The sequence below is a fragment of the Geobacter psychrophilus genome, from assembly GCF_056821595.1.
The window spans coordinates 1451105-1468683 of record NZ_JBXDTU010000004.1 but is presented as its reverse complement, the minus strand read 5'-3'; the positions used below and the strand labels follow the sequence as shown (position 1 = coordinate 1468683).

The 17579-nt window shown below is 55.7% G+C and carries 13 protein-coding genes; 8 read left to right on the top strand and 5 right to left on the bottom strand.

The genetic code is table 11. From position 1 onward, the window contains the following. Positions 1 to 284 precede the first annotated feature (284 nt). From ACOCF6_RS09125 to ACOCF6_RS09090, 8 genes are all read left to right on the top strand, one after another. A complete protein-coding gene (locus ACOCF6_RS09125) occupies positions 285 to 1094 on the top strand; it encodes a TOBE domain-containing protein (protein WP_482460074.1) in 810 nt (269 codons plus the stop codon). A gap of 26 nt (positions 1095 to 1120) precedes the next feature. Then, positions 1121 to 1870 carry a molybdate ABC transporter substrate-binding protein gene (modA, locus tag ACOCF6_RS09120; RefSeq protein ID WP_482460073.1) on the top strand — a complete coding sequence of 250 codons (750 nt, stop codon included), beginning with the start codon at positions 1121 to 1123 and terminating at the stop codon, positions 1868 to 1870. 11 nt (positions 1871 to 1881) lie between these two features. Next, positions 1882 to 2562, top strand: a complete 681-nt coding sequence (gene modB / locus ACOCF6_RS09115) for a molybdate ABC transporter permease subunit (RefSeq protein ID WP_482460072.1) — start codon at positions 1882 to 1884, stop codon at positions 2560 to 2562. Between the two features lies 1 nt (position 2563). Then, entirely contained in the window at positions 2564 to 3622 is a 1059-nt protein-coding gene (modC, locus tag ACOCF6_RS09110) for a molybdenum ABC transporter ATP-binding protein (RefSeq protein ID WP_482460071.1), read from the top strand. A gap of 351 nt (positions 3623 to 3973) precedes the next feature. Continuing rightward, positions 3974 to 4843 (top strand): nitrogenase iron protein, encoded by an 870-nt coding sequence (gene nifH / locus ACOCF6_RS09105; RefSeq protein WP_482460070.1) that lies wholly within the window; start codon positions 3974 to 3976, stop codon positions 4841 to 4843. A gap of 115 nt (positions 4844 to 4958) precedes the next feature. After that, entirely contained in the window at positions 4959 to 6404 is a 1446-nt protein-coding gene (gene nifD, locus ACOCF6_RS09100) for a nitrogenase molybdenum-iron protein alpha chain (RefSeq protein WP_482460069.1), read from the top strand. Positions 6405 to 6597: 193 nt separating this feature from the next. Then, positions 6598 to 8067, top strand: coding sequence for a nitrogenase molybdenum-iron protein subunit beta (gene nifK, locus ACOCF6_RS09095; RefSeq protein WP_482460068.1), 1470 nt, complete (start codon positions 6598 to 6600; stop codon positions 8065 to 8067). A gap of 517 nt (positions 8068 to 8584) precedes the next feature. Then, a complete protein-coding gene (locus tag ACOCF6_RS09090; protein ID WP_482460067.1) occupies positions 8585 to 11344 on the top strand; it encodes a bifunctional nitrogenase iron-molybdenum cofactor biosynthesis protein NifEN in 2760 nt (919 codons plus the stop codon). Between the two features lie 154 nt (positions 11345 to 11498). Here the strand turns inward: ACOCF6_RS09090 and ACOCF6_RS09085 are convergent, their stop codons facing one another. The 5 genes from ACOCF6_RS09085 to ACOCF6_RS09065 form a co-directional block, all read right to left on the bottom strand. Further along, positions 11499 to 12716, bottom strand: coding sequence for a sensor histidine kinase (locus tag ACOCF6_RS09085; RefSeq protein WP_482460066.1), 1218 nt, complete (start codon positions 12714 to 12716; stop codon positions 11499 to 11501). After that, positions 12713 to 13249, bottom strand: a complete 537-nt coding sequence (locus ACOCF6_RS09080; protein ID WP_482460065.1) for a V4R domain-containing protein — start codon at positions 13247 to 13249, stop codon at positions 12713 to 12715. Before ACOCF6_RS09080 ends, ACOCF6_RS09085 begins: the two co-directional genes overlap by 4 nt. Positions 13250 to 13356: 107 nt before the next feature. Next, a complete protein-coding gene (locus tag ACOCF6_RS09075; RefSeq protein WP_482460064.1) occupies positions 13357 to 14481 on the bottom strand; it encodes a PAS domain-containing protein in 1125 nt (374 codons plus the stop codon). Between the two features lie 11 nt (positions 14482 to 14492). Next, a complete protein-coding gene (locus tag ACOCF6_RS09070; RefSeq protein ID WP_482460063.1) occupies positions 14493 to 15329 on the bottom strand; it encodes a substrate-binding domain-containing protein in 837 nt (278 codons plus the stop codon). Positions 15330 to 15436: 107 nt separating this feature from the next. Further along, on the bottom strand, positions 15437 to 17542 hold the full coding sequence (locus tag ACOCF6_RS09065) for an ATP-binding response regulator (RefSeq protein WP_482460062.1): 2106 nt from the start codon (positions 17540 to 17542) through the stop codon (positions 15437 to 15439). Between the last annotated feature and the right edge of the window lie 37 nt (positions 17543 to 17579).

Below are 17579 nucleotides of genomic sequence, written 5' to 3'. Positions count from 1 at the left end.
CTGAGTTGGAACAATTCGTCTTGCGTCGTTTGCCGCCGGGAGCCAGTAGTTCAAATGGGGTACAAATTGTACCCCAGTAGGAATCAGGTTCATGGTCGCGCTGACGCATCCGCTTGACCACATTTTCAGCAGTTGACTAATTGTTGGCCAACCGTTATATAATAAAAAATATAAGGATAAGATTGGTGCTGTTGCAACTATCCGTAAAGTAAGAAGGTTTGTCCTGGTATGACTTGGCACGCATTATGTAAAATGGAAGCAATGAACGCATAGGGAGATCGGCCGTGAAAACAACAAATCCGGATACCGGCATTTCTGGCAGTTTGTGGCTGCATCGCCGGCAATGTGAATTCCTGGGAGGCGAGAGGATCAATCTGCTGGAAAAGATCGATGAACTCGGGTCGATCACCAAGGCAGCCAAGGCGGTCGGCATCAGCTACAAAACCGCCTGGGATACGATTAACCTGATTAACAACCTGGCGGAAAATCCGCTGGTTGATCGCCTGGCCGGCGGCAAGGGCGGCGGCGGAACCAGCCTGACCGTTGAAGGTAAAAAGGTTATTGTGCAGTTCAAAACCATTCAGGAAGAACACCAGAAGTTCCTGAAAAACCTGGAAGACAGGCTCGGAGATACCGACAGCCTGTACAAATTTATAAGGAGTATTTCCATGAAAGTCAGCGCACGCAATACATTCGCAGGCAGTGTGTCTGCCATTACAAAGGGCGCAGTGAATGCCGAAGTTACCCTATCCCTTAAAGGCGGTGTCCCTTTGACAGCTGTTGTCACCAATGGCGCCATAGATAACCTGGCGTTGAAGGTCGGCTCTGAAGCCTTCGCCATCATCAAGGCCAGTTCAGTCATCATCGGTACTGACCTGCACGACGCCAAGGTCAGCGCCCGCAACATCTTCTGCGGCACGATCGTCAAGATCATCGAAGGGCCGGTCAACACCGAGGTGGATGTTGAGATTGGTGGCGGGAATATCATCAGTGCGGTGATAACCCATGGCAGTTCCGAAACACTCGGTCTGAAAACCGGCGGACATGCCTGTACACTGTTCAAGGCCTCCAGCGTCATCATCGGCGTCAGTTAAAAACTCACAGCGGGAGTAAACAATCTATGAAGCGTTTAAAGTTACTGATGTTCGTCTGCGCCCTGCTGTTGGCTGCCCCTGTTTGGGCTGCCGAGGTGACGGTTGCGGTCGCCGCCAATTTCACCGCACCGATGAAACAGATCGCAGCTGACTTTGAAAAGGAAACCGGCCATAAAACCGTGCTCTCCTATGGCGCCTCCGGCAAGTTTTACGCGCAGATCAAGAATGGAGCACCGTTTCAGCTGTTTCTCTCCGCGGATGATGAAAAGCCTGCACAGCTGGAAAAGGATGGCCTGACTGTTCCGGCCACACGTTTTACCTATGCGATCGGGACACTGGTACTGTGGTCCCCGAAATCAGGGTTTGTGGATGCCAAAGGTGAGGTGCTGCGTAAGGGTCAATTTGGCAAGCTCGCGATTGCCAGTCCCAAGCTGGCGCCCTATGGTGCTGCTGCCATAGAAGTGCTGACAAGGCAAGGTTTGTTCACAATGCTTTCGACAAAGTTTGTCCAGGGTGAAAACATCGCCCAGACGTTCCAGTTTGTCAGCACCGGGAATGCAGAACTCGGCTTTGTTGCTTTGTCACAGGTTATGAAGGAGGGCAAAATCAGCAGCGGGTCGGCTTGGATTGTTCCGGCCTTACTGCACTCGCCGATCCGTCAGGACGCGGTACTGCTTGCCACCGGAAAAGACAACATCGCTGCCAGAGCATTGCTGATGTACCTGAAAAGTGATAAAGCCAAAAAAATCATCCGGTCCTACGGATATGATATCTGACGGGTACTCCCATGTTTCTTGAACAAAGCGACCTACAGGCAATCTGGTTGACCGTACGGCTGGCAACAGTGGTAACCGCACTCCTTCTGGTTGTGGGAACGCCGGTCGCCTGGTGGCTGGCGCGCAGCCGTTCATGGATCAAAGGGCCGATAGGTGCCGTGGTGGCGCTGCCGCTGGTATTGCCGCCGTCGGTGCTCGGTTTTTATCTGCTGTTGGCCATGGGGCCCAACGGTCCGGTCGGCCATCTGACCAGAGCGCTGGGGCTTGGCAACCTGCCGTTTACCTTCTGGGGGCTGGTGCTGGCATCGGTCTTTTACTCGTTTCCCTTCATGGTGCAGCCGCTGCAGAACGCCTTTGAAACAATTGGCGATCGTCCGCTGGAGGTCGCCGCCACCCTTGGTGCTTCCCGTCTGGACGCTTTTTTTACCGTGGTACTGCCGCTCTCTCGCCGCGGCTTAATGACCGCCTCGATCCTGACCTTCGCCCACACCGTTGGCGAATTCGGCGTGGTGCTGATGATCGGCGGCAACATTCCTGGTGTCACCCGGGTCGCCTCGGTGCAGATTTACGACCATGTGGAGGCATTGGAGTATGGGTCGGCGCATCGAATGGCTGCGATCATGCTTGTGTTCTCATTCTTGGTGCTGCTGGCGCTGTACGCCTGGCGCACGGACAAAGGGAAAAGAGACTGATATGAATCTTGTTCTGAACGTACAGAAGAATTTTCCCGGTTTTCGGCTGGCTGCCGATGTCTCTATGACCGGTGACCGGGTCGGCATCTTTGGTGTGTCGGGGAGTGGCAAATCAACAATTGTGAGTATGCTGGCGGGGCTGGTTAAGCCGGACAGCGGCGAGATAGTTCTGGATGGCGAGACGCTCTTTTCCAGTACCAGGAAGATCAACGTGAGGCCCGAACAGCGTCGCATCGCCATGGTATTCCAGCAGCACGCCCTGTTCCCGCATCTGAATGTCAGGAACAACCTGCTCTATGGCTACTCGCGCTGCCTGGCTGCGCATCGCTCGATTCATCTGGACAGCATCGTACCGGTTTTGCAGCTGGAAGAACTGCTTGATCGAAACATAGGCACGCTCTCCGGTGGTCAGCAGCAGCGCGTAGCCCTGGGTCGTGCCATACTGGCCAACCCGCGCCTGCTGCTGATGGACGAGCCGCTTTCGGCGCTTGATGATGTACTCCGCTTTCAGATTATCCCCTATCTGCGGAGTGTCAGTGAGCAGTTCGGCATTCCCTATCTGTTTATTTCCCATTCCTTGATCGAGATGCGGCTCATGACCGATAGCGCCCTGGTGTTCGAAAAAGGTGTCATGGTCGAGCAGACCGGCAGCGAACAGCTGGCCCGCAACCGTATGGGGTACAGCCAGGTCGGCTACATCAACCTGCTGAAGCTGGGCCGCTCGTCCGAATCCGCCGGTCTGTTTGCCTATCCCTGGGGAGCCGGGCAGCTGTTCCTGTCGGCCGCTTCGGACCGTGATGAATCCGTGGCTGAGCTGTCTTCCAAGGACATCATCCTCTTCAAACAGCATCCCGAGGCCATCAGCGCCCGCAACCTGCTGCAGTGCAGCGTCCGCTCCCTGTTCAGCTCAGGCAGGAAGATCGGCATAGAGCTGGACTGCGCCGGCAACACGCTGATTGCCGAGGTTGTTCAGGATGCGGTCAATGAGCTGAACATTGTGCCGGGCAGCGACGTCTATGCCGCTGTCAAGGCGTCCGCATTCCGCATACTCCCCGGCTGATTAAATATTCGGCAACTGCCTGCATGGCTGCCGCATCTCTCTTCTGAAATATCCCTCCTGTTTCGCCTCTTTTGTAAGCAGATGTATGTAACGTCATGTATTTATAGTAAAAAAATTATTGGCACGGCAAATGCTATGGTATGAACAACCAGCTACTATAGATTTTTAAAGGCAGCATCCATACGAAGACCCAGGCAAAGGCGCCTCCATAACAAGGGGGCGCCTTTTTATTTTGCCCCTAAAAAACAACATAGTTCGTTCACGAAAATAGTTTCTGCAACGAGACGCAGAAATATTTTCCAACTTACTAAAACCCCACGGGCCACAGATTGGTGGCGAAAGGAGCATCACATGAGACAGATAGCAATTTACGGAAAAGGCGGCATCGGCAAATCGACAACAACACAGAACACGGTAGCTGGTCTGGCCTCACTTGGTAAAAAGGTCATGATCGTAGGTTGCGACCCCAAGGCAGACTCTACCCGGCTGATCCTGCATGCCAAGGCACAGAATACGGTTATGGACCTGGTGCGTGAACTCGGTACTGTTGAGGATCTGGAGTTGGAAGATGTCATGAAGGTCGGCTACGGCGATATCAAGTGCGTTGAGTCCGGCGGACCTGAGCCGGGTGTCGGTTGTGCCGGTCGTGGTGTTATCACTGCCATCAACTTCCTGGAAGAAAACGGCGCCTATACCCCAGACCTGGACTTTGTGTTCTACGATGTTCTCGGTGACGTTGTCTGCGGCGGATTCGCCATGCCGATCCGTGAGGGTAAAGCTGAAGAGATCTATATCGTCACCTCCGGCGAGATGATGGCCATGTATGCTGCCAACAACATCTCCAAAGGTATTCTCAAATACGCTTCCTCCGGCAAGGTTCGTCTGGCCGGCCTGATCTGCAACGCCAGAAAGACGGACATGGAATTTGAGCTGATTTCAGAGCTGGCTCGCCGTCTCGGCACCCAGATGATCCATTTCGTCCCCCGCGACAATCAGGTCCAGAGGGCCGAACTCCGCAGGATGACCGTCATCGAGTACTCCCCCGAGCATCCCCAGGCACAGGAATACCTGACCCTGGCCCAGAAGATCGCCGACAACAAGATGCTGGTTGTGCCGACCCCGCTGGAGATGGAAGAGCTGGAAGAACTGCTGATGAAGTTCGGCATCATGGAAGCGGAAGATGAGGCGATTGTCGGAGTGGCAGAGGCCGCAGCAGCGTAATTACAAAACTATTTAGCCACAGAGGACACAGAGAGCACCGAGATAAACAGACATCATGAAGGGTGATTTTCTCTGAGTTCTCTGTGAACTCTGTGGCAGAAATGTGAGGTTATACATGTCAGACAAGATACGAAAAATAGAAGGCATCACCAAGGAATCCACTGAGGCCCTGATTGCGGAGACTCTGGCGGTTTATCCCGAGAAGGCCAGGAAGAAGCGCGCTCCGCACCTGGGCGCCAATGACCAGGGCTCCGGTTCCGCCTGCGTCAAGTCCAACAAGAAGACTGTTCCGGGCGTCATGAGCGCCCGTGGCTGTGCCTATGCCGGAGCCAAGGGTGTTGTCTGGGGCCCGATCCGCGACATGGTCCACGTTTCCCACGGCCCGGTCGGCTGCGGATGGTACTCCTGGGGCACACGCCGCAACATGATGAGCGGCATCACCGGCGTGACCAGCTTTCCGATGCAGTTTACCTCCGATTTCCAGGAAAAGGATATCGTCTACGGCGGCGACAAGAAGCTCAAGACCCTGCTGGAAGAGGCCCATGACCTGTTCCCGCTGGCCAAGGGCATCTCGGTGCTGTCCGAGTGTCCGGTCGGCCTGATCGGCGACGATATCAACTCCGTGGCCAAGAGTTCCGCCAAGGATCTGGATCTTCCGATCATCCCCTGCAACTGCGAGGGTTTCCGCGGTGTTTCCCAGTCGCTGGGTCACCATATCTCCAACGACACCATCCGCGACTATATCATCGGGACCCGCGAGTATGCTGAACCGGCCAGCCCCTATGACATCGCCCTGATCGGCGAATACAACATCGGTGGTGATGCCTGGTCGACCAAGCCGCTCCTCGAAGAGTGCGGTTTCAACGTCAAGTCCGTCTGGACCGGCGACGGCGAGCTGGAGAAGATCGCCGCCACCCACCAGGTCAAGCTCAACGTGATCCACTGCTACCGTTCCATGAACTACATGTGCAAGGTCATGGAAGAGAAGTACGGCACTCCCTGGGTCGAACTCAATTTCTTCGGTCCGACCAAGATCCGTAACAGCCTCAGGCAGCTAGCCGCGCTGTTCGATGATACCATCAAGGACAAGGTCGAGGCGGTCATCGCCAAATATGACCCGCTCATGCAGGCGGTCATCGACGAGTACAAACCGCGCCTGGACGGCAAAAAGGTCATGCTGCTGGTGGGCGGCCTCCGTCCGCGCCACACCATCGGCGCCTATGAGGACCTGGGCATGGACTGCGTCGGTTCCGGCTACGAATTTGCCCACACCGACGATTACGACCGCACCGCCCCGGAAATGCCGGACGCCACGGTGGTCTATGACGACCCCTCCGAGTACGAGTTCGAGAAGTTTGCCGATGCCCTCAAGCCGGACCTGATCGGTTCCGGTATCAAGGAGAAGTACGTCTTCCAGAAGATGGGCATCCCCTTCCGCCAGATGCACAGCTGGGACTATTCCGGCCCCTACCACGGCTACAAGGGATTCGAGGTGTTTGCCCGGGATGTGGATATGGCGATCAATAGCCCGACCTGGAAGCTGGTAAAGGCACCGTACTAGGTGTGTGGCGACGCCCGCTTTTGCGCCATCTCGGCGGCGGGTTTCGGATTATCGTTGTGCGACGTAGCGCTGCTACGTCTCCGCCGAAATCCTCACCCGCCACCGACCTGGCATCAAAATCGGACGCCGATAGGTACATCAAATTCGGACTGTGTGACGGATTAGTCTCCAGCCGCTGATAAAGGAGTTTCTTATGTCAAACTTACTAGGACTTGAAGTCAAAAAGATCGTCGAGACCCCGCCCGAAGAGATCGAACGGGTCAAAGAGTGGATCAATACCGAAGAATATAAAGAAAAGAACTTTGCCCGTCAGGCGCTGGTGATCAACCCTGTCCACGCTTGTCAGCCGCTGGGCGCTCAGTTGGCCGCCCACGGTTTTGAAGGGACACTCCCCTTCGTTCATGGTTCTCAGGGCTGTGCCTCCTACTACCGCTCAACCCTCAACCGCCACTTCCGTGAGCCGGCTCCGGCCGTCTCCGACTCCATGACCGAGGACGGCGCTGTGTTCGGCGGACAGAACAACCTCCATGAAGGTCTGGAGAATGCCTATGCCATCTACAAGCCCAAGATGATCGCAGTCTTCACCTCCTGCATGCCGGAGGTTATCGGGGACGACCTGACCGCCTTCCTCAAGAACGCCAAGCAGAAGAATCTTGTCCCCAAGGAACTGCCGATCCCCTATGCCAATACCCCCAGCTTCAACGGCACCCATATCCATGGCTACGACTCCATGCTGGTGTCGGTCCTGCAGACCCTGACCGAGGGCAAACAGATCGAGGGGCGCTGCACCGGCAAGCTGAATCTGATTGCCGGATGCGATTTCAATACCGGTGACTACCGCGAGTACAAACGCATCCTGAAGGAATTCGGCATCCCTTACACTTTTTTGGCAGACATCTCCGACACCTTTGATTCACCCGCAGACGGCACGTATCATATCTACGCCGGCGGTACCAAGCTGGAAGATGCGGCCGATTCCATCAACGGCAAGGCCACCATCGCCATCGGTCCCTATGCCACACCCAAGACCTTCGGCTGGATCAAGGACAATTACTCCGGCAAGCATGTCTCCATGCCGATGCCGATGGGAATCGAGAAGACCGATGCCTTCATCATGAAGGTCGCCGAGCTGTTCGGCAAGGAGGTGCCGGCCTCGCTGAAAAACGAGCGCGGCCGCGCCGTGGATGCCATTACCGATTCGCACCAGTACATGCACGGCAAGAAGTTTGCCGTCTACGGCGACCCGGATTACCTGATGGGCTATGTCTCCTTCCTGCTGGAGATGGGCGCCCGTCCGCACCACATCATCTGCAGCCGTGGCAGCAAGAAGGTTGAGAAGGAGCTGCAGGCGCTGCTGGACGGTTCCATGTACGGCAACGATTGCAAGATCTACATGAACAAGGACCTGTGGCATCTGCGCTCGCTGCTGATGACCGATCCGGTCGATGCGGTCATCGGCGACAGTCACGGCAAGTTTGCCACCCGCGACGCCAAGATCCCGTTGTTCCGCTTCGGCTTCCCGGTTTTCGACCGGGTCAACAAACACCGTTACCCGATTATCGGCTATCAGGGCACCGTCAACATGGTGACCGAGATCTGCAACAAGTTCATCGATATTAAGGATGAGACCTGCGAGGATCGGCAGTTCGAGCTGATGCGCTAGATGGAGCGCGGCTTTTCCGCCCTGGCTGCGTAAGTCTTCGGGACCGGTTGTGCGGCGTAGCGCTGCTACGCCTCCGCCCGTTCTCTCGACAGCCTTGCCAGGACAAAAAATCCGCACTCCATAAAACAACAAATACATTTTAGATTTGGCGCATACACAAGGCCGGAAGGGCATCTCTTCCGGCCTTGTGCTGTTTCGAACGCCCCATTTTATGTGCCGGTGCCTTTTTTTTGGACACTTGTTTGATCTGCTTGGCATAAGACTGTAATGATCCCAATAATGAAAACAATTGCATATTTATTAAGCATTGTGGAGGTTGATAATATATTTTAAAAAAATAAAGTACGTAAATATAGGCTGTTAGCGTAATGTCCGACTTGGCACAGCACATGCTATCATAGCTGTAACAGACCTGTTTTCCGTGGCAACGGCGCCATCCGGATTCATACTGCATGAATCCGGATGGTGCCGTTTTTCATAACCGATACTACCTGAAGCGTAAGATGAGGATACCCATATGGCCAAGCCCGACTGGTACGATACCGATAACTGTGAAACACACGACAAGGGCGCGCCCAAGTTCTGCAAGAAATCCGAACCGGGCGAGGGGACCGAGCGTTCCTGCGCCTATGACGGCGCCCGGGTCGTGTTGATGCCGATCACCGATGTGATCCACCTAGTGCATGGCCCGATCGGCTGCGCCGGCAACTCCTGGGACAACCGCGGGGCCCGTTCATCCGATGCGCAACTCTACCGGCGCGGTTTTACCACCGAGATGCTGGAGAACGACGTCATCTTCGGCGGCGAGAAGAAGCTCTACAAGGCCATTCTCGACCTGGCCGAGCGCTACAAGGACCAGGCCCGGGCCATCTTCGTCTATGCCACCTGCGTGACCGCCATGACCGGTGACGACGTGGAGGCGGTCTGTACGGCTGCGTCAGAAAAAGTCGCAATCCCGATCATACCGGTCAACACCCCCGGCTTCATCGGCGACAAGAACATCGGCAACCGTCTGGCGGGCGAGATCCTCTTCAAGTACGTCATCGGTACAACCGAACCGCCGGTCCTGGGAGAATACCCGATCAACCTGATCGGCGAATACAACATTGCCGGTGACCTGTGGGGCATGCTGCCGCTCTTTGACCGGCTGGGGATCCAGATCCTGTCCTGCTTCAGCGGCGACGCCCGATTCGAGGAGCTGCGCTACGCCCACCGGGCCAAGCTCAATATCATCATCTGTTCCAAGTCCTTGACCAACCTGGCCAAAAAAATGCAGAAAACCTACGGCATGCCCTACCTTGAGGAGTCCTTTTACGGCATGACCGATACGGCCAAGGCGCTGCGCGATATCGCCCGCGAACTGGACAATATCGTCAATGGACTGGAAAAGCGGGTCATGCAGGACCGGGTGGAGCGGCTGATAGAGGAGGAAGAGGGGAAATGCCGGGCTGCCATCGCACCCTACCGGCATCGCCTGGAAGGAAAGACCGCGGTACTGTTTACCGGAGGGGTCAAGACCTGGTCGATGGTCAACTCCCTGACCGAGCTGGGGGTCGAGGTGCTGGCGGCCGGTACGCAAAATTCGACCCTGGAGGATTTCTACCGCATGAAGGGGTTGATGCACAAGGATGCGACTATCATCGAGGACACCTCCACGGCCGGCCTGCTGGCGGTCATGCATGAGAAGCTGCCCGACCTGATTGTGGCCGGCGGCAAGACCAAGTTCCTGGCGCTCAAGACCAAGACCCCTTTCATGGACATTAACCATGGCCGTTCCCATCCCTATGCCGGCTATGAGGGGATGGTGACCTTTTCCCGGCAGCTGGATATGACGGTCAACAACCCGATCTGGGCGACCCTGAATGCGCCCTCTCCCTGGGAGAAGGGTGAGGCGCTGCTGGCCGCGGACCTGGCAGAGTCCTCCAGTCATGCTGAGACATATCTTGGCGAGGATATTTCGGCTTCACGGGTCAAGGTCTCTACCAAGGCCGCTACGGTTAATCCCCAGAAGAACTCCCCGGCCCTGGGCGCCACCATGGCCTATCTCGGGATCGATAACATGCTGGGGCTGCTGCATGGCGCCCAGGGCTGCTCGACCTTCATCCGCCTGCAGCTGTCGCGGCACTACAAGGAGTCCATCGCCCTGAATGCCACTGCCATGAGTGAGGATACCGCCATCTTCGGCGGCTGGGACAATCTGAAGAAGGGTATCGTCCGAGTGATCGAGAAGTTTCATCCCCAGGTGGTGGGGGTCATGACCACCGGCCTGACCGAAACCATGGGGGATGATGTCAACAGTGCCATCAAGCAGTTCCGGGAGGAACATCCGGAACATGATCCCGTCCCGATCATCTGGGCCTCGACGCCGGATTACTGCGGATCTCTGCAGGAGGGCTACGCTGCTGCGGTGGAGGCGATCGTTTCCAGCCTGGCGGAGGGCGGTGCGACTATGCCCGGCCAGGTTAACCTGCTACCCGGAGCGCATCTGACCCCGGCAGACGTGGAGGAGTTGAAAGAGCTGGTCGAGTCCTTCGGCCTGACGGTGCTGACGATTCCGGATATCTCCAATGCCATGGACGGCCATATCGATGATGTGGTATCGCCTCTGTCAACCGGAGGTATCGCTGTCGATGATATCAGAAAGGGAGGGCGCAGTGTTGCGACGTTATATGTCGGTGATTCCCTGGCCAAGGCAGCACTCAGGCTGAAGGATAAATTCGGCATCCCGGCCTACGGCTTCACCTCCCTAACCGGTCTGGCCGAGACCGACCTTTTTATGGAGGTTCTGGCCGCCATCAGCGGCCGGCCGATCCCGGACAAACATCGCCGCTGGCGCTCGCGCCTGATGGATGCCATGGTGGACAGTCACTACCAGTTCGGCACCAAGAAGGTGGCCATCGCCCTGGAGTCGGACAATCTGAAGACCTTGACCCGTTTCCTGGCCGGCATGGGGTGCCAGATTCAGGCCGCTCTGTCGGCTACCCGCACCCGTGGACTGGACGGACTGCCCTGCGAAAATGTCTTTGTGGGGGATCTGGAGGATCTGGAAGAAGCCGGTAAAGGTGCCGATCTGCTGGTGGCCAACTCCAACGGCCGCCAGGCAGCCGGCAAACTGGGGATCGGCGCCCATCTGCGGGCCGGGCTGCCGGTTTTCGACCGGCTGGGTGCCCATCAAAAGGTCTGGGTCGGGTATCGCGGCACGCTGAACCTGGTGTTCGAGACCGCCAACCTGTTCCAGGCCAATGCGAAGGAGGCCCAGAAACTGGCGCATAACTAAGGAGGAACGCCGCTTTTTCGCACTGTCTGCGTAAGTCTTCGGGATCACTTGTGCGACGTAGCGCTGCTACGTCTCCGCGCAATCCCTCGACAGCCTTGACAGAACAAAAAAAACGACGCTCCTGAGACGGCACATATAGCGTTAGCAGAGAGGCTCAATTCGCGGGAGTTGCTTCAGAATCTTTAGGTTCCAGGGGGATCCTCACCCGAAAGGTTGTCCCTTTCCCCACTTCGCTTGTGACCGCGATCTCGCCGCCATGCTTCTTGACGATGTCATAGCTGATGGATAGTCCCAGGCCGGTTCCCTTGCCCACCGGTTTGGTGGTGAAAAAGGGCTCGAAGATCCTGGTCAGGTGTTCCGGTGCAATCCCGCAGCCGTTATCGGCAATTTCCACGAATACGTTGCCGTCGTCGTTATAGGTGCGCACGCGGATGTCCCCATCGTTATCCACGGCATGGGAAGCATTCTGAAGCAGGTTCATGAAAACCTGGTTCAGCTGCTGCGGCCGACAGGTGACGCAGGGGACCTCGCCAAACTCCCGGGTCAACTGCGCCTTGTATTTGAGTTCGTTCCAGATGATATTGATGGTGCTTTCCAGGCACTGGTTGAGATCTACCGTAGAATATTCCGCTGCATCCACCCGTGAAAATCCCTTCAGATCCTGTACGATCTTTCTGACCCGATCGGCTCCTTCGACAGATTCAGCCAGCAGATTGGGGATATCTTCCAGCATGAAATCGATCTTCAGGCTTTTTCTGCTGGCAGTCAACCGCTCACGCAACTCCGCGGGCATGGCGGGTGACGCCAGCGCCTCGTCAACTGCAGCGGCAAAGGTTTTCAGGCGCTCGGTATATTTTCCCAGAGCCCCGAGGTTGCTGGAGATGAAGCCCATCGGGTTGTTGATCTCGTGGGCAACACCTGCCGCCAGCTGTCCGATGGAGGCCATCTTTTCCTGCTGGAGCAGCTGCGACTGGGTGGACTTCAGTTCTTCACAGGTGCTGGCAAGCTGGAGGTTCCGTTCCGTCAGATCGTCTCTGGCCTGAGCCAGCGCAGCGACCATGCTGTTAAAGGCATCTGAGAATGCTCCCAGAAAATCCACCCGCTGACTGAAATCGCCAGCTGCTACCTGCTGGGTTTGCCAGGTGAGGTGCCGCAGGTTGGCATGCAGTCCTTTGAGGCTGCCGGCAAGTGGTCCGGGCAGCCGCATGGTGGCATTCATATCGCCAGATGACAGGGCCGAGACGAAGCGTCGCAGTTCAGCCAGGTACGCGATCAGCTCCAGAAGCTGGTCGCTGCATTCGCACTCTGCCGGGACATCTCCCGGAATCTGGCCCGCGGCCAGCTTTTGCAGGATATCGGGCAGTGCGCTCATGGCTTGGCCACACTCTCCGTGGCCTCTGCCAGAAAACGGCAGGTCCGGTCGCCGGTGCACCAGCAGTCAATTTCCTTGACGCTGAAACTGGTGCCGCTGAATGACTCCAGCAGTGCTGCAATGAAACCCTCATCGTAGGTGCAGATCTCGTAATTAAGCTCCGGCAGGCCGGAACAGTCCAGGTCTTCAGATACGGTTAGAACCAGTCTGCCGCCCGCCAAATCGGCTTCCTCAACCCTCAGAATTCCGATGCCCAGGTCTTTGAGAGCGGCCTGCAGTTTTTTGACAAAATCATCCAGGTCCGCAGGCTGACCGATGACATTGGTATAAAACTGCTTGCCGGCCAGGTAGCCCGCATCATAGAAAATCCGGTCGGTCTCATCTGCTCCGAGTTTCTGCTCAAGCACATCCCGGAAACTGAACTGCATCAGGCGATACACTTCAAGCCGGGTCTGGTTGCCAAGGTTTGGTCGACCTTCGTCGATGTTTCCGAGCAGCTCCCAATTGAAGGCGTATTTGCGGTTATCAGTCATGATTCGCTTCCTTTCTCGCTGAAATTCACTGGCCCTGCTCAGGCGGAAGAGTAAGGACTCTCTTGATTACAGCGCGCACGCCGATTCTGATGCGTGTGGCCATCGTGTCAGCTCTTTCTCATACTTTCGAGTTCTTTCTCGGCCTCGCCGTACGCTTTCTGGAAACACTCCGGACAGATTCCGTGGCTGAAAAACGCCTCGGAATGCTGGGTTATGTAGGATTCCAGTTGTTGCCAGCTTTCCTCGTCGTTGCGTATCTTCTTGCAGTACATGCATATTGGTATAATCCCTTCAAGCTGCTTCACCTTGTCAAGGGCCGCCTGCAATTGTTCAACCTTGTCCGCCAACTCATCCTGAAACAGCTTGCGCTCGGTTATGTCGTGGAGTATCACCTGTACGGCCGATTTCCCCTTGTAAATAATGCGAATTCCTACTGCTGATACGTCGATAGGCGTCCCATCGAAGCGCGTCAACCGCAGGTCCAGATTCGTGCTGGAGTGCTCCTCCTGCTCTGCCAGCTGAATATGTTCTGCGGCCAGTTCCCGATTATCGGGGTGAATAAGTGATATGAACGGCTGACCGACGAGTTGTTCGGATCTCTCTGCGTTGAACAGACGGAACGCGGCGCTATTGGCATAGTATATCCGTTCATTGCCGTAGACAAGAATGGCATCCGGTGCATTTTCCACCAGCAGGCGGTAGCGCTCCTCACTTTCCCGCAGGGATTTCTCCGCCTGGGCCACAGCACGTAACGGCAGTATGCGCAGCGTAATGAAGATCACCAGTCCGCAGGAAATCCCGAGCAGCGCCGCCAGACCGGAACGCAGCAGCAGCGGGTACATGGACATGGTGATTTCGAGCGTGCCGACGGTTGTCCCTGCGTCCATCAGGTTGAAGCCGCGTGTTATCATGGGTGGCTTCAACACGGCGGTGTTCTCCGCAACCAGTTTATGTTGCCGGTCGAGGATACGTCGCGATTCATCAGGTTTGTCCAACGTCCTGCGGGCCAGCAGTTCTTCCAGCCGAATCTGCTCGAACTGCCACTGTTCCGGGTTGGCATTGATCAAATTCGTAACGATGTGGCTGGTCATTTCCGCTTCTGCCTCCAGGCTGCCCACAAGGTACTGATAGGAAACCGCAAAGTAACCAAGCGGCAGAATCAGCGCCACGGAAACCGCTACAACACCGGCAATCCAGGTGGTTGTGCTGGTTATGCCTTTTTTGTCATACATTCATGGACTCCCTATTTCACGGTAACAGGCAGGTTCCCGTTTTTTGTCAGGATCCTGGCGGCGGCTGTTGAGCGGATGAATTCAGCGAACTGCCGTACCTCGGAGGTGGCCCTTGACGTTGTCACCAGATAGAACGACTTGGCCAGGGGATAGGACTTGTCGGCAATCGTCTTGACAGAAGCATGTACGCCGTTGAAGGAGAGGATGTTCACCGCCCTGTTTTCACTGATAATTTCGGCCAGGGTGGCGCCACCCAATGACCCGGCTGTTTTGGCAATAACAGCGCTGGACTCCTGATCGGTTATTGCCAGAATCATCCCGGGACGAGCCAGAGCGCTCTTGACGGCTTGTTCCATTCCCAGCGACAGGTTGCGGATGATGGTTGTGTCGATATCCTTTTCAGGACGCAGGATCAGGCGGATGCGGCTGCCGTCGGCCCATCTGGCTGTCGGGTTGCTATAGAATTCCTCCAGCTCCCGGATGGTCACGTCCTTTTTGTTGACCTTGGGATGGGTGATAAAAACAAACGGGGACCGGGCATATTCCTCCTGTTTCGCCCCCTGTTGCTGTTCCTCTTTCGTCAAGGGCCGGCTGGAAAGTGCCAGGTCAATACCTCCAGCCAGTGCGGATTTGATTCCACCCGCGCTGCCCAGGCTTGGCAGGATCTGGACCCGTACACCCGGATGTGTTTTTTGGAACGCCTCGGCAAGTTGTTTCATGGTGCCCAGAGCGCTGCCGGTCCCGCTGATCTTGAGGGTGGTCTCTGCTGCAACCGGCGCGGGAAGTACTCCACCTGCCAGGAACACCACTCCGGAAATCAATAGTGAAAACCAGTAGTTTGCAACCATTGTCACTGCTCCTCACATACTCTTTAGTAACCGGTCGGCATACCGCTAAATGTTTGCATGTTGCGTCTTGATGTGGTTTGATCTGTAGTGGCCGGCATTCCGCGACATTATTCGCTGTCCCGGGCAGTGCTGCGATTGAGTAATTTTCGTACCATCGACAGCAGGTTGGATGGCAGATAGGGTTTGGAAATAAAGATAACATGCGGGTCGACCAGCGCTCGTTGATGGACGGCGTCTGTTGCATAGCCGCTGGCAAAAATCACCTTAATGTCCGGCTCAATCGTTCTGATCTCATCATAAGCGTCCATGCCGCTTTTCTTCGGCATGACCATATCGAACAAAAGAAGCTGGATCTGATCCCTGTTCTCCCGGAATTTGGTTACGGCATCCTCCCCGTCTATCGCTGCAATGACTTCATAGCCGAAACTTCCAAGCAGCGACCGGACCATGTTTCGGACCGTCTCGTTATCTTCCGCCAGGAGAATCGTCTCAGCCCCATTGAGCTGTAAGTTCTGCACGGTTTCCTTTTTACTGTCAGCCACCGCTGATGTGGTTAATGGCAGGTATATCCGGAATGTTGTTCCAAGGCCGGGTTCGGAGCTGACCATGATGTATCCGTCATGCTGCTTGATAATCCCGTAGACGACGGCCAGGCCGAGTCCTGTCCCTTTGCCGATCTCTTTGGTCGTAAAAAACGGATCAAAGATATGCTCGCGAGTCTCGTTGTCCATACCGGTGCCGGTATCTGCCACGGTCAGCAGGGCATGCATGCCGGGTTTGCCGAAACCATGCGACGCAATGAAGGCTTCATCAATCTTGATACGTTCGGTTGTAATGGATAAGGAACCGCCCAGTTGCAGGGCATCCCGTGCATTGGACGCAAGGTTCATCAATACCTGTTCAAGCTGATGCGCATCGGCGAAGACCGGTAATTTTGCGTTATCCAGGGTAATGGTGCAATCAATGTCCTCGCCGATGACCCGCAGCAGGAACTTTTCGACCAGCTTCACGATCTCATTCAAGTCCACATGTTTCTTGTCACTGATCTTTTTCCTGCTGAACAGGAGGAGGTCCTGCGCCAGTGAGGCGGCCCGGTGAGCAGCATCCAGCATCTGTTCGACACTTTGGCGATGGGGGTCGTCCGCTGCCATGGTCATAAGGGTAATATCCCCGTAGCCAAAGATAACCGTCAGGATATTGTTGAAATCATGGGCAATGCCGCCCGCCAGGGTGCCGATCGATTCCATCTTTTGTGCCTGCTGCAGCTGCGCTTCCAGTCTCTTGTGCTCGCTGATGTCCTGAAGGCTGAGCAGTACCATCTCTTGCTGGGTGACGATTACTCGTGTCGTTGAAAAAAGTAGTGTGATGTTCTTTTCAGTCCCGTTGATAGAAAGGGGCAGAACCGTTTCCACCATGTGATAGCTCTGCCCGGTTTCAAATGTGTCGACGATGGAGCGTCGGATGGCACACCCCTGACAGTACGTACCATAGCCGCACCCTTTCGGTGAGTCGAGGGAATGGACGCAGCGCAGTGCGTCGCCGCTCAGATGATCAATCATGTCACTGCTGGATGTTCCGGTGAACGTGCCAGCCAGGGCATTTACCTTGTGGACCTTTCTGTCATGGTCAAGCAGCAGCATTACGAAGGGGGCGTTCTCGAAGATCGTAGCCAGTTCCTGCTCCCGTTCTTTGAGGGCATTTTCAGCCCGTTGCCGTTCGGCCAATGCCTCTTCCAGCTCCTTTACCTTTTCTTCCAGTTTGGTCGCCACAATCAGGCTGTATTCACGAAGATACTGCTCGTTACTCTCTTCAGTTGCAGGGTGGGCGGGTTGTTGTTGGCGGTCTTCCCATTCCTTCATGATCGTACAGGTCTTTTTCCAGAGTTCCTCGGGCTCGATCGGTTTGGCCACAATGGCCTCCGCCCCGAGGGAAAGTGCCAATTCGATCTCTTTTTCGCCGGTGTATGTCGATGAGTAGAAGATGAAAGGAATCGTTTTGAGATCCGGATTGGCTTTGAGCGCCCGAAGTAGTTGGAATCCATCCATACGAGGCATAAGTGCGTCTGATATGATGATGTCCGGTTTATGGCGAGTGGCCTGGTCGAGGCCTTCCTGCCCATCCTCAGCCTCAATGACGCTGCAGTTGAAGTGCTCAAAGGTCAGGCGCATAAGTTTTCGGGCGCTGTTGCTGTCTTCAACTATCAAGACGTTCATGGAAGTACCTCGGTTCCCGCTTTGTAGGCAATAATCC